Source organism: Burkholderia sp. NFPP32 (assembly GCF_900119325.1).
In the GTDB taxonomy this organism is placed as follows: domain Bacteria; phylum Pseudomonadota; class Gammaproteobacteria; order Burkholderiales; family Burkholderiaceae; genus Burkholderia; species Burkholderia pyrrocinia_C.
The window spans coordinates 16478-36675 of record NZ_FPJP01000009.1 but is presented as its reverse complement, the minus strand read 5'-3'; the positions used below and the strand labels follow the sequence as shown (position 1 = coordinate 36675).

The following is a 20198-nucleotide window of genomic DNA, read 5'->3' as shown; positions in this document are numbered from 1 at the left end:
CCACTCGGCAGGTGAACGAACCCGGAACGGCGTGCGATTCACTGGCGCCGATTTGTTTGAAAGCATGGGGCCATGAACGCGTCTCGTCTGCACGCTGTCGTACAAAGCTCAGCGACATGGCCGATCGCCGCGGCACGCGCGCTTCCGGCAAGACAAGGCCCGTTCGAGCCCGGTGCCGAATGTCGAGCGATACCCCGACGTGGTGCCCCCTTGATCCAGATCAGCACGCAAGGCAGCCCAGTGCCGATGCTGTTCATACGGCGTCAACGGTGTTCCCGCCTGCCGTACAACGTCATCCATACACACGCCAAAGGAGTTGCCATGCGTGCCGAACGGGTAAAGGAGCTGTGGGCCGAATTTGATGACCTTGCTTCGAAAAGCGAAAACGAGGATGTTCAATTTCTGATCCGGGCGATCAAGCTGCATGCGGAGCTGATGAATGCCCGACTCGCCGCGCTCGAGGCGTCGGGCGGCGTCAACGTTCAAACCAAACCGACATGATGTGAGGCCGGTTGCGGAGAGCCGGGCCGGGCTCATCGCGGCCCGGCCGCCTGTCCCGATCCGCAACCGCTTGCCTAGCTGCGGCGGCTACCGAAGAGCCGCAGCAGCATCAGGAAGAGGTTCAGAAAGTCGAGATAGAGCGCAAGCGCCCCCATGATCGCCTTCTTGCCGGCGATCTCGCCCTCTTCGCCTGCTATGTAGATACGCTTGATGCGTTGCGTGTCGTATGCGGTGAGTCCCGTGAACACGAGCACGCCGATCACGGAAACGACGAACTGCAGCGCCGAGGAAACCAGGAAGAGATTCACGAACCCCGCGATGATGATGCCGATCAGCCCCATGAACAGAAAGGAGCCGAAGCGGGAGAGATCGGCCCGTGTCGAGTAGCCATAGAGGCTCGTTGCACCGAAAGTGGCCGCGCTGATGAAGAATACGCGCGCAATGCTCTCGCCCGTGTAAACGAGAAAGATGCCGGAAAGGGAGAGCCCGACCAGCGCGGCGTAGGCCCAGAAGCTGACCTGCGCCGTGCCGAAGCCGATGCGCTCGATGCGGAAGCTCAGAAACATGACCAGCGCCAGCGGTGCGAACAGCACGACCCAGAAAAGGGGCGTTCCGACGATCGACCGGTAAAACCCGGTTGATGCGCCGAGGTAGGCAACGGCGCCCGTCAGCGCCAGGCCCCCGGCCATATAGTTGTAGATGCGCCGCACATACTCCCGAAGGCCGACGTCGTCGCCGCCCGATACGCGCTGCGACTCTTCCGCTCGCATCTCCTTTCCAAGATCGTTTCCCATGATCAATTCTCCCCGGGCCGCAGTCGTGGCGGCCGCGCTTCGTCGTGGCCGTCCCCGTGATCAATCTCGCCCCTCGGGTCACCGAGCACCTTGACGCACATCAAGCTCATCGGTCGACCACCGCGTCGATCGACACCCGCTGCCACCGTTCGCAGACAGTGCGCACCCGGACGCCGGAAATCGGGACGGCGGGCGCGGCGCTCGCGATCAGCCCGCGCAACGTCCGCCAGTCCGTTCGACAGGCGCCCGAGACCGGTTCGTGTCCTTGAGTTGAATCAGGCGGGGCCCGCGGGCGGCCCCGATTCCCGATGCGCGGCCGGGGTGGCCCGGGTGCGGGCGCGCAGCGCATCGATCTCGTCGAGCAGATCGAGCGCGAGCGCGATGCCGGGCGGGTTGATCATCAGATCCCGGGACAGGCGCTGCGCGATCGCGACGCGGCGCAGCACTGCCCCGCTGAAACGCCACTCTCGCGGATACGCGCCGATCGGATCGAGTGCGCCCTCGGCGACCCACAGCGTCAGCTCCTCCTCGGACGCGCCGCTGATCCGGCACAGCTCGACGAACGTCAGTTCGACACGCTCGTCGATGACCTGTCCTTGCAGACAGGCGGTTTCGGATTCTTTCATGATGCGTCACCCGTAAAAATGCGCGCGCGGGTCGAAATCGAACGACTGGCGCATGGTGTCGTAGGCGGCCTTGCTTCGCTCGCTGTCGGCGGGCGGCAGGACAATATTCAGCTTCACGTACAGGTTGCCGGGCGGATCGCCGGGAATACCCTTGCCTTTCAATCGCAGCCGTCTTCCGGATGGCGAATTCCCGGGCACGGTCACCGCGACCTCGCCGTCGGGAGTCGGCGTCGTGACCATGGCGCCGAGTGCCGCTTCCCACGGCGCGACCGGGAGATCGACCGTCACATCCCGGTCGTCCACCTGAAACCGCGGATGGTCGCGAAACGCGATCTCGAGATACAGGTCGCCGGGTGCGGCGCCGCCATGCGCTGCACCACCCTGTCCCGCCAACCGGATGTACTGTCCGGCCCGGATGCCTTTCGGGATGGAGACATTCAGCGTCCGCGGCTGCAGCCGCACGTGTCCCTGCGGGTCGACGATCGGCACGCTCAGCGAAATGACGCGCTGCGCGCCGCGATACGCGTCTTCCAGATCGACGACGAGCTTTGCATGGTGATCGCGCCCGGCGTTGAGCGAACCATCCGGCCTGGCCCGCCCGGCGGCGAAGATCGACGCCAGATAGTCGTCGAAGTCGGGCGGCGCGCCGGCTCCGCTGAATTCGAACCCTTCGTCCCAGTTCGGCTGTGGGCGAAATGCCTCGCCGCCATGCCAGCCGGCGCCGAGTCTGTCGTAGGCGGCCCGCTTCTCGGGATCCTTCAATACCTCGTAGGCCTGCCCGACTTCCTTGAAATTCGCTTCGGCATCCTGATGCTTGCTGACGTCGGGGTGATATTTGCGCGCGAGCTTGCGATACGCCCGCTTGATGTCGTCCTGAGTCGCGTCGCGCGCCAGGCCCAGCACTTCGTAATAGTCTTTGTATTCCATGAGAAAGATCTGGCGGTAAGAGCGATGGACCGGTCGGCGCATGCGTCGCTGCAGCCTTGCCGAGGCCGCGCTCCGTGCCGCGAATTCCGGCATGGCGCGGCACGGCGGTGCGAACGCGTCGTCCGCACGCGTTCAGGCACCCTCCTTCGCAGCGTATTCAGCGATCCTGCAACGGGGATTGATCCATCTCAACGCGTCCGCCGATGTCGCGACGGACCCGGGACGCGCGTGGACGAAGCTTCCCGGGCGCCGGGCGCCAGGTGTCGAGTGCACCCGGCCCCCCGACCGGGCGGATTCGCCGCAGCGGCGCATGACCCGGGCGCCTGCGCGTGCAACCGGCCGGATCGCGTCCGCCCGGGCGATACCTGATCCACTCGCATGAACTCGATCCGGCCCCGCGCCGTCGGCCGTCCCGAGCGGCCCGGGCGATGCTTGACCCATGTCAACGGCCCGTCGGCCAGCGTGGCCGACGATGTGACGACACGGAACGGGGGGAGCCACTTTGGAGCACCATGCGGACATCCTGCACGGCGGACACTGGTACCCGCGCGCGCCCGACTGGCGCGACCCGCTTGCCGTCTTGCTGGTGCTCGGCCTGGTGGTGCTCGTCGGCGCCGGCGCGCGGCAGATGGTCGGCCCGCTCGTGATCGCGCAGCACGCAAGCGTCACGCTCGCGCCCGACGCATTGCCGGGATACACGCTGCGCACGGTGATGCGCATGCTGGCCGCGTTGCTCGCCTCGCTGTGTTTCACCTTCACCTATGCGACGCTCGCCGCGAAGAGCCGCCGCGCGGAAATGGTGCTGATTCCGCTGCTCGACGTCCTGCAATCCGTGCCGATTCTCGGTTATCTGTCGTTTACAGTGGTGTTTTTCGTGTCGCTGTTTCCCGGCAATGTGCTCGGCGCCGAACTGGCGGCGATTTTCGCGATCTTCACCAGCCAGGCATGGAACATGGCGTTCAGTTTCTACCAGTCGCTGCGGATGGTGCCGCACGATCTGGACGAAGCGAGCCGCAGCCTGCGGCTGTCGGCATGGCAACGATTCTGGCGGCTCGAAGTGCCGTTCGCGATGCCGGGCCTGATCTGGAACACGATGATGTCGATGTCGGGCGGATGGTTCTTCGTGGTTGCCTCTGAAGCGATTTCGGTCGGCAACCTGCGAATCGCGCTGCCGGGCGTCGGTTCGTATGTCGCGCAAGCGATCGCGCAGCGCGATCTCCGCGCGGTCGGCTATGCGATTCTCGCCATGACCGTCGCAATCGCGCTCTACGACCAGTTGCTGTTTCGGCCGATGGTCGCCTGGGCCGACAAGTTCCGCTTCGAGCAGACGGCCAGCCGAAGCGCGCCGCACAGCTGGGTGCTCGATTTGCTACGTCGCTCCAGCCTGATTCGCCAGGCAAGCGCGCCGCTCGGCTCGATCCTGCAGCGGGCCGCGCATGCGCGCCTCACGTTGCCGCGGCATGCGCTCGCGCCGCGTCTGCCCTTGTCCCGGCGCGCGGGCGACGCGATCTGGCTGGCCTCGTGCGCCGCCGGCCTCGCTTGGCTGGTCTCGGTCTTGCTGCGCGTCGCCGTGCCGCGCCTGATGTGGAGCGATGTCGCCGTCGTCGCGCACGACGGCCTGCTGACCTTGGCGCGGGTCGTCGTGCTGATCGCGATCGCGTCGATCATCTGGGTGCCGCTCGGGGTGCTGATCGGACTGCGGCCAAGGATGACGGAGCGCGTGCAGCCGATTGCGCAGTTTCTCGCGGCATTTCCCGCCAACCTGCTGTTTCCGATGGCGGTGTTCCTGATCGTGCGCTTCGGCCTCGCGCCGAAGATCTGGCTGAGCCCGCTGATGATCTTGGGCACGCAGTGGTACATCCTGTTCAACGTGATCGCGGGCACGACCGCGCTGCCGAACGATCTGCGGGAAGCCGCCGCGAGCTTGCGCCTGCGGCCGCATGCGTGGTGGCGCAAGGTGGTGCTCCCCGGCATTTTTCCGTATTACGTCACGGGTGCGATCACGGCGTCGGGTGGCGCGTGGAATGCCAGCATCGTGTCCGAAGCGGTCAGCTGGGGGCCGACCGCGCTCGACGGAGGCGGGCTCGGCGCCTATATCGCACGCATGACCGTTGCGGGCGACTACCTGCGCATCGCACTCGGCATCGCGATGATGTCGATCCTGGTGATCGCCACGAACCGCCTGCTGTGGCGTCCGCTCTATGCGTATGCGGAACGCCGCGCCCGACTGGATTGAGTCCGCCCATGTCCGAGCTTACGCCTGCTTCCATTCAGCCCGACGCCGCGCCGGCCATTCGCGAAGCGCCACCCGTGATCGAACTGCACGATATCTGCATGTCGTTCGCGAAACCCTCGGGCGCGCCGCTGCCGGTACTGGCCGGCGTCGACCTGACGCTGCGCGAAGGCGAGATTCTTGGCTTGCTGGGGCGGTCGGGGTCCGGTAAATCCACGCTGCTGCGCATCGCGGGCGGCCTCGTCCAGCCCTCGTCCGGCCAGGTCCGTTATCGCGGCGCGCCGCTTGCGGGACCGGCGGAAGGAATCGGGGTCGTGTTCCAGACGTTCGCGCTCTACCCGTGGCTGACCGTGCTGGACAACGTCGAGCTGGGACTGGATGCGAGCGGCTTGCCGCGCGACGTGATTCGCCGGCGCGCGTTGTCGGTCATCGAACTGATCGGTCTCGACGGCTTCGAGTCCGCGTTTCCACGCGAACTCTCGGGCGGCATGCGGCAACGCGTCGGGTTTGCGCGCGCGCTGGTCGGCGAACCGGCGCTGCTGTTGATGGACGAGCCGTTCTCGGCGCTCGACGTGCTGACCGCCGACACGCTGCGCATGGATTTCCTGGATCTCTGGGCCGCGCGGCAGTTGCCGACCAAGGCGGTATTGCTCGTCACGCACAACATCGAGGAAGCGGTCCAGATGTGCGACCGCGTGCTCGTGCTGGGCGCGCATCCCGGTCATATCGTCGCCGAACTCGGGATTCCGCTGCCGCATCCGCGCCAGCGTCTCGACAGCCAGTTCCAGGCGCTCGCCAACGAAATCTACGCGATCCTGACCGCGCGGCTCGTCGAATCGCTCGATGCGCAGCGCAAGGGACTGCCCGATTTCACGCAACGGTTGCCGGTGGTGTCGAGCCACCGCATCGACGGCTTCATCGAGACGCTTGCCGCCGGTTCGAGCAACGGCTACGCCGAGCTGTCGAAGATCGCCGGGCCGCTGCTCAAGGTGAACGAACTGCTGCCCGCCGCTGCCGCGCTGCATATCCTGGCGTTCGCGGAACTGCGCGACGGAGCGATACGGCTGACCGCCGCCGGCCGGGTCTATGCGCAGGGACGTGCGGCCGACCGCAAGCGGCTGTTGCGCGAGCATCTCGAGCATTTCGTCCCGCTTGCCGGCCACATCCGGGCCGTCCTCGACGAGCGTGACGGGCATCGGGCGCCGCGCGAACGTTTCGAGCTCGAGCTGGAAGATCACCTCAACCGGCAGGACGCCGCGGATACGCTGCGAACCGTCATCGACTGGGGCCGTGCTTCGGGGCTCTACACCTACGACGACGCGACCCGCATGTTCGGCGCCGGTGATGACTAGCGCAGGCAGCCTTCGTCGCGCTCCTGCTTAACCGATCGGCGGCGGTCGTCCCGATCGTCACGTCAACCTGGACGGGGTACCCGTGATGTGCCAGCGTCGTCACATCGGGCCCATCGAATTTCCTGAAAATCCTCCGACACTTCAATCCATGGCGGATCCGGGAGACATGCTACGAATCGATCGCGTTTCTTCGCGACGCACCGCCCCTGAACGTGACTGCGCTTGACCAGGATCAAACCGGGACAAGCCGTACGTGCGAAAAATCACGGTATGCATGACCTCGGGTTGCCACCAGGAGACATTCATGAGCACCAGCACCCCAACCTTACCGGCGGGACGCCCTCCCCAACGGGTAGTCATCGCGATCGACGGCACGATCGCAACCGAGCATGCACTCGCCTATGCCAAACGTATCGTTCCGTCGAATGCATCGGTACAGATCGTGAGCGTTGCGGAAAATCCGAGAACACTCGTTCCGCTCGGATCGCAGACCATGGCGTTTCTCGAGGCAGCGCGCGACGAATTGCTCAGAGACGCGACCGATTCGCTGTCACGCGCAAAAAGCGAAATGAAGCGCGACGATATCACCATCGACACGGAAGTAATCGACCTGTCCAGGCATGGCGGGGATGTCGTGCATGCGTTGATCGAAAGCACGGAAGCCCGGCAAGCCGAACTCCTGATCGTGGGCGCACGCCAGCACCACGGCTTGCGCAGATGGATTGAAGGAACGGTTTCCGGTCCGCTTGCCAAACTTGTTCGTTGCCCGCTGCTTATCGTTCCGGAAGGTTTCTCGTCGGTTGCCGAGCATCTGCCGCGGCGGATGCTGTTTGCCGTAGACGGAAGCTCTCCGGCACGCCACGCATTGCAGGTCGGGATGCAATTCTCGAGACCCGATACCGAGTTACGCGCGATATACGTACTTGATCCCGCCGTATCGTTTGGTGACTTCGTACCTGTCGAGACACTGGAGGATGCGTTGGTCAGCGAAGGAAAACATGTACTGCAAGAAGCCACGGCCGTACTCGATGGCGTAGCCGGGCACTCACAGTCACAACTGGTTCATACCGATCGAAGCGACGCCGACGTTTCTCACGTAATCGTGCGCGAAGCGATCAAATGGAATGCGGACATGATCGTAATGGGCACCCATGGACGGCGCGGCACCGCGGGCTGGATGGTCGGTAGCGTTGCCGGGCGCGTCGCGCGGATCACGAAGACACCGGTCCTTCTCGTGAATCCGCCTCGTGCGTGACGCATCTATCGTCAAGCGTCTGCTACGACTGCGTGGAACAGCTCCTCCTCTTGAGCACAATGCAGGCGGACGATTGCATCCAGCCCGTATAGCAAGCGTTGTATCACCTGCATCTGCATGACTTCCGGTCCGTCATGCGGTATGTCAGTGACCGCCTGCCTGAGCGATCGAACTATCTTGAAAATCTCCCTGTGCGCGCTGCTCATTGCCGCAAGCGGATCCTCGCCGCCGAGAAGTGACGCAAGACGCGGGTAGACGTTGATTTCGTCAGATCGTTCGTGAGGCAATAGCCGTTTTTCCAACGCGTCGATGACATCGGCAAGCTCGCGGGTCATTATTTCACCGGGCAGCTTCGGTATGCGATCTGCGAGATCCCTGATCTGGCCCAGCAGCGGTGACAATTCCGCGTGCTCGCGTTTGAGCTGTTCGACATCGACATTGACGTCGGCCAGCCGAGCTTCCGTCGACCTCCTGCGCACAATCGACGCCCGTAACGCATTGACGATGACGACGACGTCGATGATCTCCTGAATCACCGCGCCGGCGATTGGCTGCAGGAATCCCAACGCGGCAATCGTCATCGCGGCGACCGACAATGACATGCCGATCACTACGCTCTCGAGCGCAATCCGGCGCGACCGTCGAGCGATACGCATCGCATCCACGAGTCGATCCAGCCGATCCACCAGCAGTACCACGTCGGCCGCTTCCGACGACGCGGCCGCGCCCCGCGCGCCCATCGCGATACCGACATCGGCGGCCGCGAGCGCCGGCGCGTCATTCACGCCGTCGCCAACCATGATCACCACGCCTTCCTTGCGAGCTGCCTGGATTGCGGCAAGCTTGTCCGTTGGCGTTTGCTCCGCGCGCACATCCGTTACGCCCAATAGCTCACCAACGGCTTCCGCAATGTCCCGTCGGTCGCCAGTCAGCATGATGAGGCGCTCGACGCCTTCACGTTTCAGCAGCCGCAATGCCCTCGGCGTTTCCAGCCGCACCTGGTCGGCCATTTGAATTGCGCCGATCATGACGCCATCCGCCCCGACGAATACCGCGGCCCCGCCCTGGCTGCCGACCCGTCGAAGGAAGGCGTCGCTCCAGGGCACAACCGTCGAGCGGGCAGATACGTAGTCGAACTTGCCGATTGCGACAGTCCGGTTGTCAACCTGGCCTGTCACGCCTTCGCCGGCCGTTTCCGTGACGGCCGACGGCGGTGAAAGTTTGATGTGACGTTCCCGCGCTGCGACCGTCAACGCATCCGAAATGACATGACCCGAAGCTTGTGCCAGGGATGCCGCGACACGCAGCACATCGTCTGCCTCGACATTCGGGCCGCACTCGATCGAAACGATACGCGCCCGGCCGCCCGTGAGGGTCCCGGTCTTGTCGAAGAAAAGAATCGTTGCTTGCGCAAGACGTTCCAGCGCGCCTCCACCTTTGACCAGAACGCCTCGTTTCGAACAGCGCGACATGCCGGAAACGATTGCTACCGGCACTGCCAGGATCAGCGGACATGGCGTGGCTACGACGAGCACGGCAAGCGCGCGCGCGACGTCGCCGGTCACCAGCCAGGCGATACCCGCGATAAGCAACGAAACCAGTACGAAGAACGCTGCATAGCGATCGGCGAGGCGTACGGCCGGACTGCGCTCGCGCCGTGCACTTTCGACCATGCGGACAATGCCGGCAAACGTGCTGTCGCCGACGCTCGCGCGGGCGACCATCTCGAACGGAGCGCCGGCGTTGACCACACCGCTGCATGCGCCCTCCCCGGATCGTCGTCGCTGGGTCGATGACTCGCCCGTCAGCATGGATTCGTCCAGTTCCGCATCGCCGGTCAGCGTGCCGTCGACCGGCACGAACTCGCCGCTTCGCACGAGAAGCCGGTCACCGGGGCGGATGGTTTCCGGAGCGACAGAATGCCATTCGCCATCCTCGAATCGGGTTGCCTGCCGGGGGGCACGGTTGAGCAGCGCGGTCATCTCGCGTTGTGCGCGGTTTTGCGCATACTGTTCGAGGGTACGCCCGCTTGCCAGCATCAATGCAATGACTGCCGCGGTGAGCGTCTCGTCGAGCGCCATCGCCAGCCCGATCGCCAACCATGCGAGAACGTCGATGCCGGCCTGCCGCCTCACGATTGCCTTTGCAATGGATACGGTCAAGGCGAGCAAGACCGGCAACGCGCCAAGCAGCCAGACAACTCGCGCGAGCGAAGGCAGACCGAACGCAACGCACATGCCTCCTCCGGCGAGCGTAACGGCCGCAAGGACCAGCAACACAAAATCGATTGACCGGGGAATGCGTGACATGCCGATGTTTCGGATCCTCATGCAGGGAGGTAACCGCCGCGTCCGAATCCGGTCGCAGCTGGAACTGCATCAAGTCTAAGAAGCGCCTCTGCTCGATGCTTGACATGGGTCAGGACGACGTACCTCCGGCGGAATACCAGGCACGTCTTCTTGCTTGATGTGAGTCAAGTTGACGATTCCTTTCGTCAGCACAATGACACTGTGATGCCGGATGGCCTGGAGTCGATATCGTGTTAACGCTGGCCGTGCTCTTCGTCGTGATTCTCCTGCTGAATCTCATACCGGCGTTTGCCCCACCGACCTGGATGGCGATGTCGTGGGTCGGGTTCAATCTGCCCGACGGAAATCCACTGATCTTTGCCGTCGTAGCGGCTGGCGCCGCGACAACGGGCCGCGTCATTCTGGCGACCTTCGCGAGGTCACTCGTCCGGTCCCGCTGGATAATGGAATCCGATCGCGAGAACATCGGCATCGCCACCCGCTGGCTTCGGAAGCACAAGACGCTGACAGCCGGCGCGTTCTTTTTCTACGCATTGAGCCCGCTTCCATCCAACTACCTCTTTATTGCGTATGGTCTTTCCGGGTTGCCGCTCAGGGTCATCGCCGCGGCATTCTTCATCGGCCGCGCAATGACCTATGCGATCTGGGCGCACCTCGGCCGCTTTGCATCGACCCGGCTGGACGTGGAATCCCAGCTCGAAGGGACTTACCTCGGCGGATACTTCGTCGTCACGCAACTGGTATTGCTCGCCTTCGTCTTCGCACTGATGAAGCTCGATTGGACCACGCTGGTCAATGAGCGTCGGTTGACGTTCCGGCGTGGCCATCATCCACACCGCTCTGAATGACATCAGCGCGCGCGGCGTTTTGAACGAAAGCGCCGCCGCCCGTTTTTGTCTACCCGTTTCGAATCTCCGACGCAACTTCGGTGACGCTTTCCCGCTTGCGGGGATCGACGTGCGTCATCACGTTCAGAACACGGTGATGCCTCATCACGCGAGCACGCGCATCGACAGCGATATCGTGCCCTTGTGCGACGGTGAGATCGGCATCGATGTCGAGATGCACGTCGACGAGGATCAGATCGCCCGCCTTTCGCGTGCGTAGATCGTGCAAGTCGAGCACGCCCGGTGTCGTACGCAGTGTCGCGAGGATTGCCTGTACATCTTCGGCGTCGGCCGATCGATCCATCAAATCGTGCAACGCATCCCAACCGAACGTGGCGCCCATTTTCACGATCATCCCGCCGACGATCAGCGCGGCGATGGGGTCGAGAAGCGGATAGCCAAGCAGGTTGCCGACAATGCCGAACGCGACCACGAGGGAGGATGCGGCATCCGAACGCGCATGCCACGCGTTGGCGACCAGCATGCTCGATTTCACCCGGGTTGCAACCGCAAGCATGTAACGGAACAAGCCTTCCTTCGCGACAAGCGCGATGATCGCTACCGATAGCGCGGCAACGTGGACGCGAGGGATTGCTTCCGGATGCTCGAGCTTCTGTATCGCTGACCAGAGCATGCCGCCCCCGACCAGCAGCAGGATCAATGCAAGCGCGAGCGATGCGCCTGTTTCGAAGCGCTGATGTCCGTACGGATGCTTTGCATCAACGGGCTTCTTGCTGTGGTGACTGGCCACCAGGACGACAAAATCCGCGATCAGATCGGATAACGAATGAATGCCGTCCGCCACGAGACCCTGCGACCGGGACAGGATACCTATCCCCACCTGTCCGATGCTCAGCGCGAGATTCACCGCGACGCTCACCCATGTGCTTCGAGTGGCTGCCACGGCCGTCGCCGGTGTCGCTTCAGCGACGGTTTCCGGAAAAACATCGGGGTTCTTTGACGTCACGATTCAGGTCATATTCCAAGGTTGAACAAAGTCGAAAGTCGCACGCGCGGCGGCGGAACGCATGGCGTTCCGGCACGGCCGAACGCCGGCATTCGGGTCGAAAGCTCGTCGAACGCGATTGCCGGTATGCATTTCGATGGTATTGACGCCCACCACCGGGGGGCTTGATCTGAGGCAAAGGATTTACCGCCCTTCCGTGTACGGTTGAACACGTTCAACCGGCTTGGAGACCGTCATGTCCAGAGCGAATACGTTCACCGTTACCTGTCTGCTCGGCATCGCGATCGCGATGACGGTCAGTTTCGCCGATGCCCAGCCACGTCAGCCCGCTGGCAGTCCGGCAAGCGAGGCCGGCGGCATGATCTATGGCAGCCAGTTGATGACGCCGGCCGAGCGGAATGAATACCGGACCCGTATGCTTGCTGCGGCGTCGGATGCCGAGCGCGAAAAAATCCGCGACGAACATCATGCCGAGATGCAAAAGCGCGCGAAGGCGCGCGGCATCAAGCTCCCGGACGCTTCTCCCATGTGGGGTATGCATCGAGGGCAAGGCATGGGCATGGGCACGGGAATGGGCCCGGGCTACATGCACAGCCAGCCCGGCGGTCCGGGAAGCGGCGCGCTCGGTCAGTGATCGCATGGTTCCGCGCGTCCGGTAATGAACCGACCGTTTCGGTTGCAACCGAGCGATTCCGCGAGCTCCGGCCAAGCGTTGAAATTGTCGTGTCCGATTGCTAACGCACATGATCGTCTAACGCATGGTCGCGCCGGCTGCGTCGGCATCCGGCCACGAAACGCTCACCCGTAGTCCGCCAAGCAAGGGCGATCGGTCTACCTGAATGTCGGCGTCATGCGCCGACGCGATTCTCCGCACGATCGACCATCCAAGGCCGCTCCCGCTCGGCCGAGTTCCCGTCGGCCGAAAGTCCGTTCGGCCGGGCCGCGCACGGGCGCGGGCCTGACGCACCGCCCCCGGCCGCCGATCCTGCCACCCGTTGACCTGCATCATGAGCCGCGCCGCATGCCGGCCACACCATGGCACATCACGAGACAGCACGGCCCGTCTCTCCTTCGCAAGCCTCCATGCGACACACGAACATGTCCGGAACGATCCTGATGGGCGCTGACGGCAAAGCCGCGACCGACCGGCCCGAGCGCGGCCGAGCGGGTGTCCGGATCGCGGTATCCCGCGATCCGTTCCGCACGACCCGCGCCATGCTCGGCCGGCTGCTGGTCGTCGCATGCTGGCTGGCACATCCGGCGACGGCTTTCGCACAGGCCGCCGAATCGAGCGCGACGATCCTCGTGTATCACCGGTTCTCGGCCACCGCCGACGATTCGATGACCGTGCGCGTCGTCACCTTCGAAGCGCAACTGCGCTATCTGCGCGAACACGGCTATCACTTCGTGCCGCTGCGCGACATCGTGAACTGGATCCGCGATCCGGCCGCCGTGCTGCCGTCCAGGCCGGTGGCGCTGACGCTCGACGACGGCCATCGTTCGGTGTTCGAAGCACTCCTGCCGATCGTCTTGCGTGACCGGCTGCCGGTCACGCTGTTCATCTACCCGTCCGCCATCTCGAACGCGTCGTATGCGCTCACCTGGGACCAGTTGCGCACGCTCGGGAAAACCGGGCTGTTCGACATCCAGTCGCATACGTACTGGCATCCCAACTTCAAGGTCGAACGACGCCGGCGCAGCGCGGCCGATTTCCGCCAGTTCGTCCGGACCCAGCTCGACCGCTCGCGCAAGCGTCTCGAAGCGGAGACCGGCGCCCGCGTGGACATGCTTGCCTGGCCCTTCGGCATCTACGACGACGAACTGATGTCGATCGCGGCGGAACAAGGCTATGCAGCGGGCTTCACGCTGGTGGGCCGCCACGCCGACCGGCACGCGGCACTGCTCGCGCTGCCGCGCTTCCTGATGACCGACGCCCATGGGCCGGCCGCGCTGGCGCGGCTGCTGGGCGACGCGCCTGCGCAGCCGGCCCGCACCGGGGAGCAGCAGCCATGACCCGCGGCGGCTGGCCGGTGCGGCTTGCGAAGTGCGCGGTGCTGGCGCTGGCCGCGATGTCGGCCAGCGCGGGCACGCAGGCCGTGACCGGCATCGTGATCGACGGCAGCACACAGCACCCGATCGCCGGCGCGATCGTCACCACGGCCGCGGCCACCGGGCGCACGGACGACCACGGCCGCTTCGACATCGCGCAACCGGGATCGACCGTCGCCGCCCGAGCGCCGGGCTATCTGCGCAGCACGCAAACCGACATCGACGACGGCCGCCCGGTCACGCTGAGCCTGACGCCGTTCCGCCCGAAGGCCGTCTACCTGTCGGTCTACGGCGTGAACAGCGCGGCCATCCGCGACGCCGCTGTCGGTCTGAGCGGGACGACCGCCGTCAATGCGCTGGTGATCGACGTCAAGGGCGATCGCGGCTTGACGCCCTACCGGAGCACCGCGCGCGAAGCGATCGGCGCGGCGGCCCGGCTCAGCGAACATGCGCCGGTCGACCGCGACTTCCCGGCGCGGCTCGCCGACCTGCATCGCCGGCATCTCTATCTGATCGCCCGCATCGTCGTCTTCAAGGACGACCCGCTCGCCAACGCACACCCCGACTGGGCAGTACGCGATGCAGCCGGGGCGGTCTGGCACGATCGGGAGCACCTGCAATGGGTCGATCCGTTTTCCCGCGACGTCTGGCAGCACAACCTCGACCTTGCCGAAGAGGCCGCGCGCCTGGGATTCGACGAGATCCAGTTCGACTACGTGCGCTTTCCCGATGCGCGCGGCTTGCGCTTCGCGCAGCCGAACACCAGCGCCAACCGGACATCGGCCATCGTCGGCTTCCTGCAGGCGGCGCGCACGCGGCTCGAGCCGTACAACGTCTTCGTGTCCGCCGACATCTTCGGCTACGTGTGCTGGAACCTCGACGACACGGCGATCGGGCAGCAGATCGAGTCGCTGGGCGCCGCGCTCGACTACATTTCGCCGATGCTCTATCCGTCGGGCTTCACGTGGGGCCTGCCGGGCTGCACCAATCCCGTCGCCGATCCCGGCCAGATCGTCAGGCGCTCGCTGGCGGAAGCGCGCGAGCGCACCGGGCTCCCGGGCGTGCGCTTCCGTCCATGGCTGCAGGCATTTCGCGACTATGCGTTCGACCGGCGGGCCTTCGATGCGAACCAGATCCGCGCGCAAACCGACGCGGCCGACGCCGCGGACACCGATGGATGGATGCTGTGGAATCCGCGCAACCGTTACGACGCCGCGCAATTGCCGCGTTGAAGCGGCATCTGGTGCGGACCTGCCGGGCCGTGGGCTTCGCGTGCGCATGCGTTGCCTGGGCCGCGCACGGCGCGAACCTGGACGCCGGCGCCCGCGCGCAGCTCGACCGGATCGTCGCGGCACAGATTGCGGCGGGCCGAGTGCCTGGCGCGGTGCTGGCGTTCGGCGACGCGCATCACGTGTTTTATCGGCAGGCATTCGGGCAGCGCGTGCAGGTGCCGGGCAACGAAGCGATGACCGTCGACACGGTGTTCGATCTGGCATCGCTGACGAAGGTCATCGCCACGACGACCGCGGTCATGCAACTGGTGGAGCGCGGGCAACTCGATCTCGACAGCCCCGTCGCCCGCTATTGGCCCGCCTTCGCAGCCAACGGCAAGCAGGCGGTGACCGTGCGCCAGTTGCTGACGCACCAGTCGGGCCTGCCGCCGGATCTGCCGCTCGGCCCCGATGCGGCCACGCGCGACGGGGTATTGCGCGAAGTCGTCGCGCAGCGGCTGCGCGCGCAGCCGGGTGAACGGGCGATCTACAGCGACATCAATTTCGTCGTGCTGGGCGAGTTGGTGCAGCAGATCACGCATCGCACGCTGGCCGCGTATTGTCGCGATCGAATCTTTGCGCCGCTTCGCATGCACGACACGATGTTCCTGCCCGACGCCGCGCGGGCGGCGCGCAGCGCGGCGACGACCGTGGATCGCAACGGGATGCGGCGCGGGCGGGTGCACGATCCGACCGCCGCCCGGATGGGAGGCGTTGCCGGCAACGCGGGCCTGTTCTCGACGGCCGACGACCTGGCGCGGTTCGCGCAGATGCTGCTCGACGACGGCCGCGCGGGCGCCGCGCGGATTCTGCAGCCGCAAAGCATCGCCGCGTTGGTGACGCCGGCCACGCCGCTTTCGCCGCCGCCGTGGCGGAGCCTCGGATGGGTGTCGAGCGGACCGCTGGCGGCCAACCGTGACCGGCTGGTTCCGGTCGGCGCCGTCGAGCATACCGGCTATACCGGCACCGCCATCTGGATCGATTTCGTGTCCCGCCAGTTCGCCATCATCCTGACGAACCGCGTGCATCCGGACGACCGCGGCGATGCTCGGCCGCTTCGCGCACAGGCGATCGCACTGCTGGCCAGCCAGTCGCCACCGCAATCGGCCGCCGGGCAGGCGCTGGCGCTGCCGTCGGCCGCACCGGCGCTCGCGGCGGCGACGCGCCCGCCGAACGGGGCCGGGCCGGTGGACACCGGCATCGACGTACTGGAAGCGTTGCGCTTTGCGCCGCTCGCGGGCCTCCGGGTCGGCTTGATCACGAATCGCACCGGATTCGACCGCGCAGGCGCGCGTACCATCGACCTTCTCGCGCACGCGCCGGATGTCGAACTGGCCGCCCTGTTCGCGCCGGAACACGGATTGGGTGCCGATCAGGACGCGCGGGTCGTCGATGCGCGCGACGGGCCGACCGGGCTGCCCGTGTACAGCCTCTACGGCACCCGCCGACGGATTCCGGACGCCGCGCTCGAGGGGCTCGATGCCTTGGTGTTCGATCTTCAGGACGCAGGGGTGCGCTTCTTCACCTACGAGACGACGCTGGGTTACGCGCTGGAAGCCGCCGCCGCCCATCGCATTCCGCTCTTCGTCCTCGATCGCCCCGATCCGCTCGGCGCCGACCGTGTCGGCGGCCCGATGCTCGATCGGGGCCGCGAATCGTTCACCGGCTATTTCCCGCTACCGCTGTTGCCCGGCATGACGGTCGGTGAGCTGGCGGCACTGTTCGATCGCGAGCGCGGCATCGGCGCCGATCTGCGCGTGATCCCGCTGCGCGGCTATCGGCGGTCGATGCGGTTCGCGGACACCGGGCTGGGATGGACGCCGCTGTCGCCGAACCTGCGCACGGCGGCGCAGCTCGATCTCTACCCCGACGTCGCGCTGCTCGAAGGCGCCAACGTGAGTGTCGGGCGCGGCTCGCCGCATCCGTTCGAATGGGTGGGCGCGCCGTGGCTCGACAGTGCGCGCGTGGCCGCGATGCTGAATGCGCTGGATCTCGGCGTGCAGGCCGAGCCGGTCGACTTCGTGCCCACCGAGTCCACGTACCGGGGAGTGCTGTGCCATGGCGTCAACCTCCACGCCGGCCGCGAGCCGCGACGTCCGGCGCGGCTCGGCCTCGCCTTGCTGTCCGTCCTGCATGCGCTCTACCCGGCGACATTCGATCTCGACGCGACGCGCGACTCGATCGGGGATGCGCAGGTGTGGCAGGCGATTCGCGCCGGCGACGGCCTCGATGCGATCGAGGCCGTCGCCGAACGGCGGAGTGCATCGTTTTCCGCGTTGCGGAGCCGCTATCTGCGTTACTGACGATCCCGCCGCCTGCCCGTGCCGGGGTGGCGACGGCGTGCATGACCGGGGCGGAACCCTCCAATCGGCCAGCCGTATGACGGATTCGCCGGCGATCGTTGCGCCGGCTTGATGACGATCAAGCGCCGCCGGGCCACTCGCCGTACCGTGGACGCTGGGCGATTCGTCGCGAATCGCGCTGTCTTCCATGCGGCACGGCCGCTTTCAGGAGCGTTGCATGAATCAAGCCGACCGGACCTCCCCCGCCCCGCTTTCCGACGCGCTGCTGCATCGCATGAACGCGTGGTGGCGGGCCGCCAACTATCTGTCGGTCGGGCAGATCTATCTGCTCGACAATCCGCTCCTTCGCGAGCCTCTGCAGATCGCGCACGTCAAGCCTCGCCTGCTCGGCCACTGGGGCACGACGCCGGGGCTGAATTTCATCTACGCCCATCTGAACCGGGTGATCAACGCGCGCGACCTCGACGTGCTGTTCATCGCCGGCCCGGGCCACGGCGGTCCCGGCGTGCTCGCCAACGCCTGGCTCGAAGGCGTGTACAGCGATACCTATCCGAACGTGCCGCAGAACGCCGAGGGCATGGCGGCGCTGTTCCGCCAGTTCAGCTTCCCCGGCGGCGTGCCGAGCCACGTCGCGCCGCAGACGCCGGGCTCCATTCACGAAGGCGGCGAACTGGGCTACTCGCTGTCGCATGCGTTCGGGGCGGCCTTCGATCATCCCGGGCTGATCGTCGCCTGCGTCGTGGGCGACGGCGAGGCGGAAACCGGGCCGCTCGCCACCGCCTGGCATTCGAACAAGTTCCTCAATCCGGCATCGGACGGCGCGGTGCTGCCCATCCTGCATCTGAACGGCTACAAGATCGCCAGTCCGTCGATCCTCAGCCGCATCGGACAGGACGAACTGGAGAGCCTGCTGACCGGCTACGGCTATCGGCCGCTGTTCGTCTCGGGCGACGAGCCGATGGCCGCGCACCAGCGCATGGCGGCCGCGCTCGACGACGCGCTGGACGACATTCGCGGCATCCAGACGCGGGCGCGCAGCGGAGGCAAGCTCGTCCGCCCTCGCTGGCCGATGATCGTGCTGCGCACGCCCAAGGGCTGGACCGGCCCGAAGCGCGTCGACGGCCTGAAAACGGAGGGGCACTTCCGTTCGCATCAGGTGCCGATCGCCGACCTGAAACAACCGGGACACCTGCAATTGCTGGAAGCCTGGCTGAACAGCTATCGCCCCGACGAACTGTTCGACGCGCACGGGCGTCCGTGCGAGGCAATCCGGTCGCTGTCGCCGGCCGGACCGCGCAGGATGAGCGCGAATCCGGTGGCGAACGGCGGCAGCGAAGCGCGCGAGTTGCGGATGCCGGATTTCACCCGCCACGCGGTGGCGGTGCCCGCGCCCGGGCAGGTCGACGCGCAGGCCACGCGCGTGATGGGCGGCTTCCTGCGCGACGTGATGTCGGCAAATCTGGCCGACCGGACGTTTCGCGTGTTCGGCCCGGACGAGACGGAATCCAACCGCTTGTCGGCGATATTCGACGTCACCGCGCGCACCTGGATGGCCGCGACCGATCCGGACGACGTCCAGCTCGCACCGGACGGCCGCGTCATGGAGATACTCAGCGAGCATACCTGCCAGGGCTGGCTCGAAGGCTATCTGCTGACCGGGCGGCACGGGCTGATGTCGTGCTACGAGGCGTTCATCCATATCGTGGATTCGATGTTCAACCAGCACGCGAAATGGTTGAAGGCCTGCCGGGAAATCCGCTGGCGGCGGCCGCTGCCGTCGCTCAACTACCTGCTGACATCGCACGTCTGGCGGCAGGACCACAACGGCTTCAGCCACCAAGACCCGGGCTTCATCGATTTCGCGGTCAACAAGAAGTCCGACACGGTGCGCGTCTATCTGCCGCCCGACGCGAACACGCTGCTGGTCGTCACGGATCACGCGCTGCGCACCTGGAACCGGATCAACGTGATCGTCGCCGGCAAGCAGCCGGCACCGCAATGGCTCGACCTGGATGCTGCGATCCGGCATTGCAGCGCCGGCGCGGGCATCTGGGAGTGGGCGGGGAACGACGGCGACGGCGAGCCGGATGTCGTCATGGCCTGCGCGGGCGACGTGCCGACGCTCGAGACGCTCGCGGCCGTCGACCTGCTGCGCACCCATCTGCCGGCGTTGCGCGTCCGGGTCGTCAACGTCGTCGACCTGATGACGCTGGAGCCTGCCGACGACCATCCGCACGGATTGAGCGACGCGGATTTCGACGCGATGTTCACAACCCACCGGCCGGTGATATTCGCGCATCACAGCTACCCCGCCCTGATTCACCGGCTGACCTATCGCCGCACGAATCACGCGAATTTCCATGTGCATGGTTTCATCGAGGAAGGGACGACCACGACGCCGTTCGACATGACGGTCCTCAACCGGGTCGACCGCTTCCATCTGTGCGAGGCCGTGCTCGATCACGTGGGCGAACACGTGCAGACGGGCGCGCATTTCCGGCAGTACCTGCGCGACAGGCTGGTCGAGCATCGACGCCACGTGGACCGGTACGGCGACGACCTGCCGGAAATCCGCGACTGGCGCTGGCAGGCGACGCCGGGCAGCCGGAATCCGATGCTGTGAGTCGCTCGCATGCACCGGGGGCGGCCACGGCTTAGCGCCGATCGAGCCCCCCGGCCGCGCTATCCGGGCGAGATGCCCGTCGATGGCGCATGCGCCCCGGT

The 20198-nt window shown here is 65.8% G+C and carries 15 protein-coding genes; 10 read left to right on the top strand and 5 right to left on the bottom strand.

Annotated features, from left to right (window positions below; translation table 11 throughout):
• The first annotated feature begins 210 nt into the window (after nucleotides 1–210).
• Nucleotides 211–501 carry a hypothetical protein gene (locus BT264_RS39975; RefSeq protein ID WP_256260666.1) on the top strand — a complete coding sequence of 97 codons (291 nt, stop codon included), beginning with the start codon at nucleotides 211–213 and terminating at the stop codon, nucleotides 499–501.
• Nucleotides 502–575: 74 nt separating this feature from the next.
• Here BT264_RS39975 and BT264_RS18545 read toward each other — a convergent pair whose 3' ends face one another.
• The 3 genes from BT264_RS18545 to BT264_RS18535 all read right to left on the bottom strand — a co-directional run bounded on the left by BT264_RS18545 (nucleotide 576) and on the right by BT264_RS18535 (nucleotide 2848).
• A complete protein-coding gene (locus BT264_RS18545; RefSeq protein ID WP_110281364.1) occupies nucleotides 576–1295 on the bottom strand; it encodes a Bax inhibitor-1/YccA family protein in 720 nt (239 codons plus the stop codon).
• Nucleotides 1296–1570: 275 nt separating this feature from the next.
• On the bottom strand, nucleotides 1571–1921 hold the full coding sequence (locus tag BT264_RS18540) for a chaperone modulator CbpM (protein ID WP_072439776.1): 351 nt from the start codon (nucleotides 1919–1921) through the stop codon (nucleotides 1571–1573).
• A gap of 6 nt (nucleotides 1922–1927) precedes the next feature.
• Nucleotides 1928–2848: a DnaJ C-terminal domain-containing protein gene (locus tag BT264_RS18535; RefSeq protein WP_072439778.1), complete on the bottom strand. Its 921-nt coding sequence runs from the start codon at nucleotides 2846–2848 to the stop codon at nucleotides 1928–1930.
• A gap of 502 nt (nucleotides 2849–3350) precedes the next feature.
• Here BT264_RS18535 and BT264_RS18530 point away from each other — a divergent pair.
• From BT264_RS18530 to BT264_RS18520, 3 genes are all read left to right on the top strand, one after another.
• A complete protein-coding gene (locus BT264_RS18530; RefSeq protein ID WP_072439780.1) occupies nucleotides 3351–5084 on the top strand; it encodes an ABC transporter permease in 1734 nt (577 codons plus the stop codon).
• Between the two features lie 8 nt (nucleotides 5085–5092).
• Nucleotides 5093–6433 carry an ABC transporter ATP-binding protein gene (locus BT264_RS18525; protein WP_072439782.1) on the top strand — a complete coding sequence of 447 codons (1341 nt, stop codon included), beginning with the start codon at nucleotides 5093–5095 and terminating at the stop codon, nucleotides 6431–6433.
• A gap of 304 nt (nucleotides 6434–6737) precedes the next feature.
• The gene (locus tag BT264_RS18520) at nucleotides 6738–7688 is read left to right on the top strand and encodes a universal stress protein (protein ID WP_072439881.1); all 951 of its coding nucleotides are present in this window, start codon (nucleotides 6738–6740) and stop codon (nucleotides 7686–7688) included.
• Between the two features lie 11 nt (nucleotides 7689–7699).
• Here the strand turns inward: BT264_RS18520 and BT264_RS18515 are convergent, their stop codons facing one another.
• Nucleotides 7700–9997, bottom strand: a complete 2298-nt coding sequence (locus BT264_RS18515; protein WP_072439884.1) for a heavy metal translocating P-type ATPase — start codon at nucleotides 9995–9997, stop codon at nucleotides 7700–7702.
• Nucleotides 9998–10227: 230 nt separating this feature from the next.
• Between BT264_RS18515 and BT264_RS18510 the strand changes: the two genes are divergently transcribed.
• Nucleotides 10228–10845 carry a hypothetical protein gene (locus BT264_RS18510; RefSeq protein ID WP_072439784.1) on the top strand — a complete coding sequence of 206 codons (618 nt, stop codon included), beginning with the start codon at nucleotides 10228–10230 and terminating at the stop codon, nucleotides 10843–10845.
• A gap of 49 nt (nucleotides 10846–10894) precedes the next feature.
• Here BT264_RS18510 and BT264_RS18505 read toward each other — a convergent pair whose 3' ends face one another.
• The gene (locus BT264_RS18505; RefSeq protein WP_072439787.1) at nucleotides 10895–11851 is read right to left on the bottom strand and encodes a cation diffusion facilitator family transporter; all 957 of its coding nucleotides are present in this window, start codon (nucleotides 11849–11851) and stop codon (nucleotides 10895–10897) included.
• A gap of 235 nt (nucleotides 11852–12086) precedes the next feature.
• Between BT264_RS18505 and BT264_RS18500 the strand changes: the two genes are divergently transcribed.
• The 5 genes from BT264_RS18500 (at nucleotide 12087) to BT264_RS18480 (ending at nucleotide 20097) form a co-directional block, all read left to right on the top strand.
• Nucleotides 12087–12485, top strand: coding sequence for a hypothetical protein (locus BT264_RS18500; protein WP_072439794.1), 399 nt, complete (start codon nucleotides 12087–12089; stop codon nucleotides 12483–12485).
• Between the two features lie 464 nt (nucleotides 12486–12949).
• A complete protein-coding gene (locus BT264_RS18495) occupies nucleotides 12950–13864 on the top strand; it encodes a polysaccharide deacetylase family protein (RefSeq protein ID WP_309146465.1) in 915 nt (304 codons plus the stop codon).
• Nucleotides 13861–15132 (top strand): putative glycoside hydrolase, encoded by a 1272-nt coding sequence (locus BT264_RS18490; protein WP_072439797.1) that lies wholly within the window; start codon nucleotides 13861–13863, stop codon nucleotides 15130–15132. The genes BT264_RS18495 and BT264_RS18490 overlap by 4 nt, the downstream gene beginning before the upstream one ends.
• Nucleotides 15078–17474 (top strand): serine hydrolase, encoded by a 2397-nt coding sequence (locus BT264_RS18485; protein ID WP_083534098.1) that lies wholly within the window; start codon nucleotides 15078–15080, stop codon nucleotides 17472–17474. Before BT264_RS18490 ends, BT264_RS18485 begins: the two co-directional genes overlap by 55 nt.
• A gap of 217 nt (nucleotides 17475–17691) precedes the next feature.
• A complete protein-coding gene (locus BT264_RS18480) occupies nucleotides 17692–20097 on the top strand; it encodes a phosphoketolase family protein (protein ID WP_072439890.1) in 2406 nt (801 codons plus the stop codon).
• Nucleotides 20098–20198 lie beyond the last annotated feature (101 nt).

Coding starts and splice junctions, on each gene's coding strand:
- BT264_RS18520 (WP_072439881.1), top strand. CDS start 6,738: ATGAGCACCAGCACCCCAACCTTACCGGCGGGACGCCCTCCCCAACGG.
- BT264_RS18490 (WP_072439797.1), top strand. CDS start 13,861: ATGACCCGCGGCGGCTGGCCGGTGCGGCTTGCGAAGTGCGCGGTGCTG.
- BT264_RS18480 (WP_072439890.1), top strand. CDS start 17,692: ATGAATCAAGCCGACCGGACCTCCCCCGCCCCGCTTTCCGACGCGCTG.
- BT264_RS18500 (WP_072439794.1), top strand. CDS start 12,087: ATGTCCAGAGCGAATACGTTCACCGTTACCTGTCTGCTCGGCATCGCG.
- BT264_RS18545 (WP_110281364.1), bottom strand. CDS start 1,295: ATGGGAAACGATCTTGGAAAGGAGATGCGAGCGGAAGAGTCGCAGCGC.
- BT264_RS18485 (WP_083534098.1), top strand. CDS start 15,078: ATGGATGCTGTGGAATCCGCGCAACCGTTACGACGCCGCGCAATTGCC.
- BT264_RS18495 (WP_309146465.1), top strand. CDS start 12,950: ATGTCCGGAACGATCCTGATGGGCGCTGACGGCAAAGCCGCGACCGAC.
- BT264_RS18515 (WP_072439884.1), bottom strand. CDS start 9,997: ATGTCACGCATTCCCCGGTCAATCGATTTTGTGTTGCTGGTCCTTGCG.
- BT264_RS18540 (WP_072439776.1), bottom strand. CDS start 1,921: ATGAAAGAATCCGAAACCGCCTGTCTGCAAGGACAGGTCATCGACGAG.
- BT264_RS18535 (WP_072439778.1), bottom strand. CDS start 2,848: ATGGAATACAAAGACTATTACGAAGTGCTGGGCCTGGCGCGCGACGCG.
- BT264_RS18525 (WP_072439782.1), top strand. CDS start 5,093: ATGTCCGAGCTTACGCCTGCTTCCATTCAGCCCGACGCCGCGCCGGCC.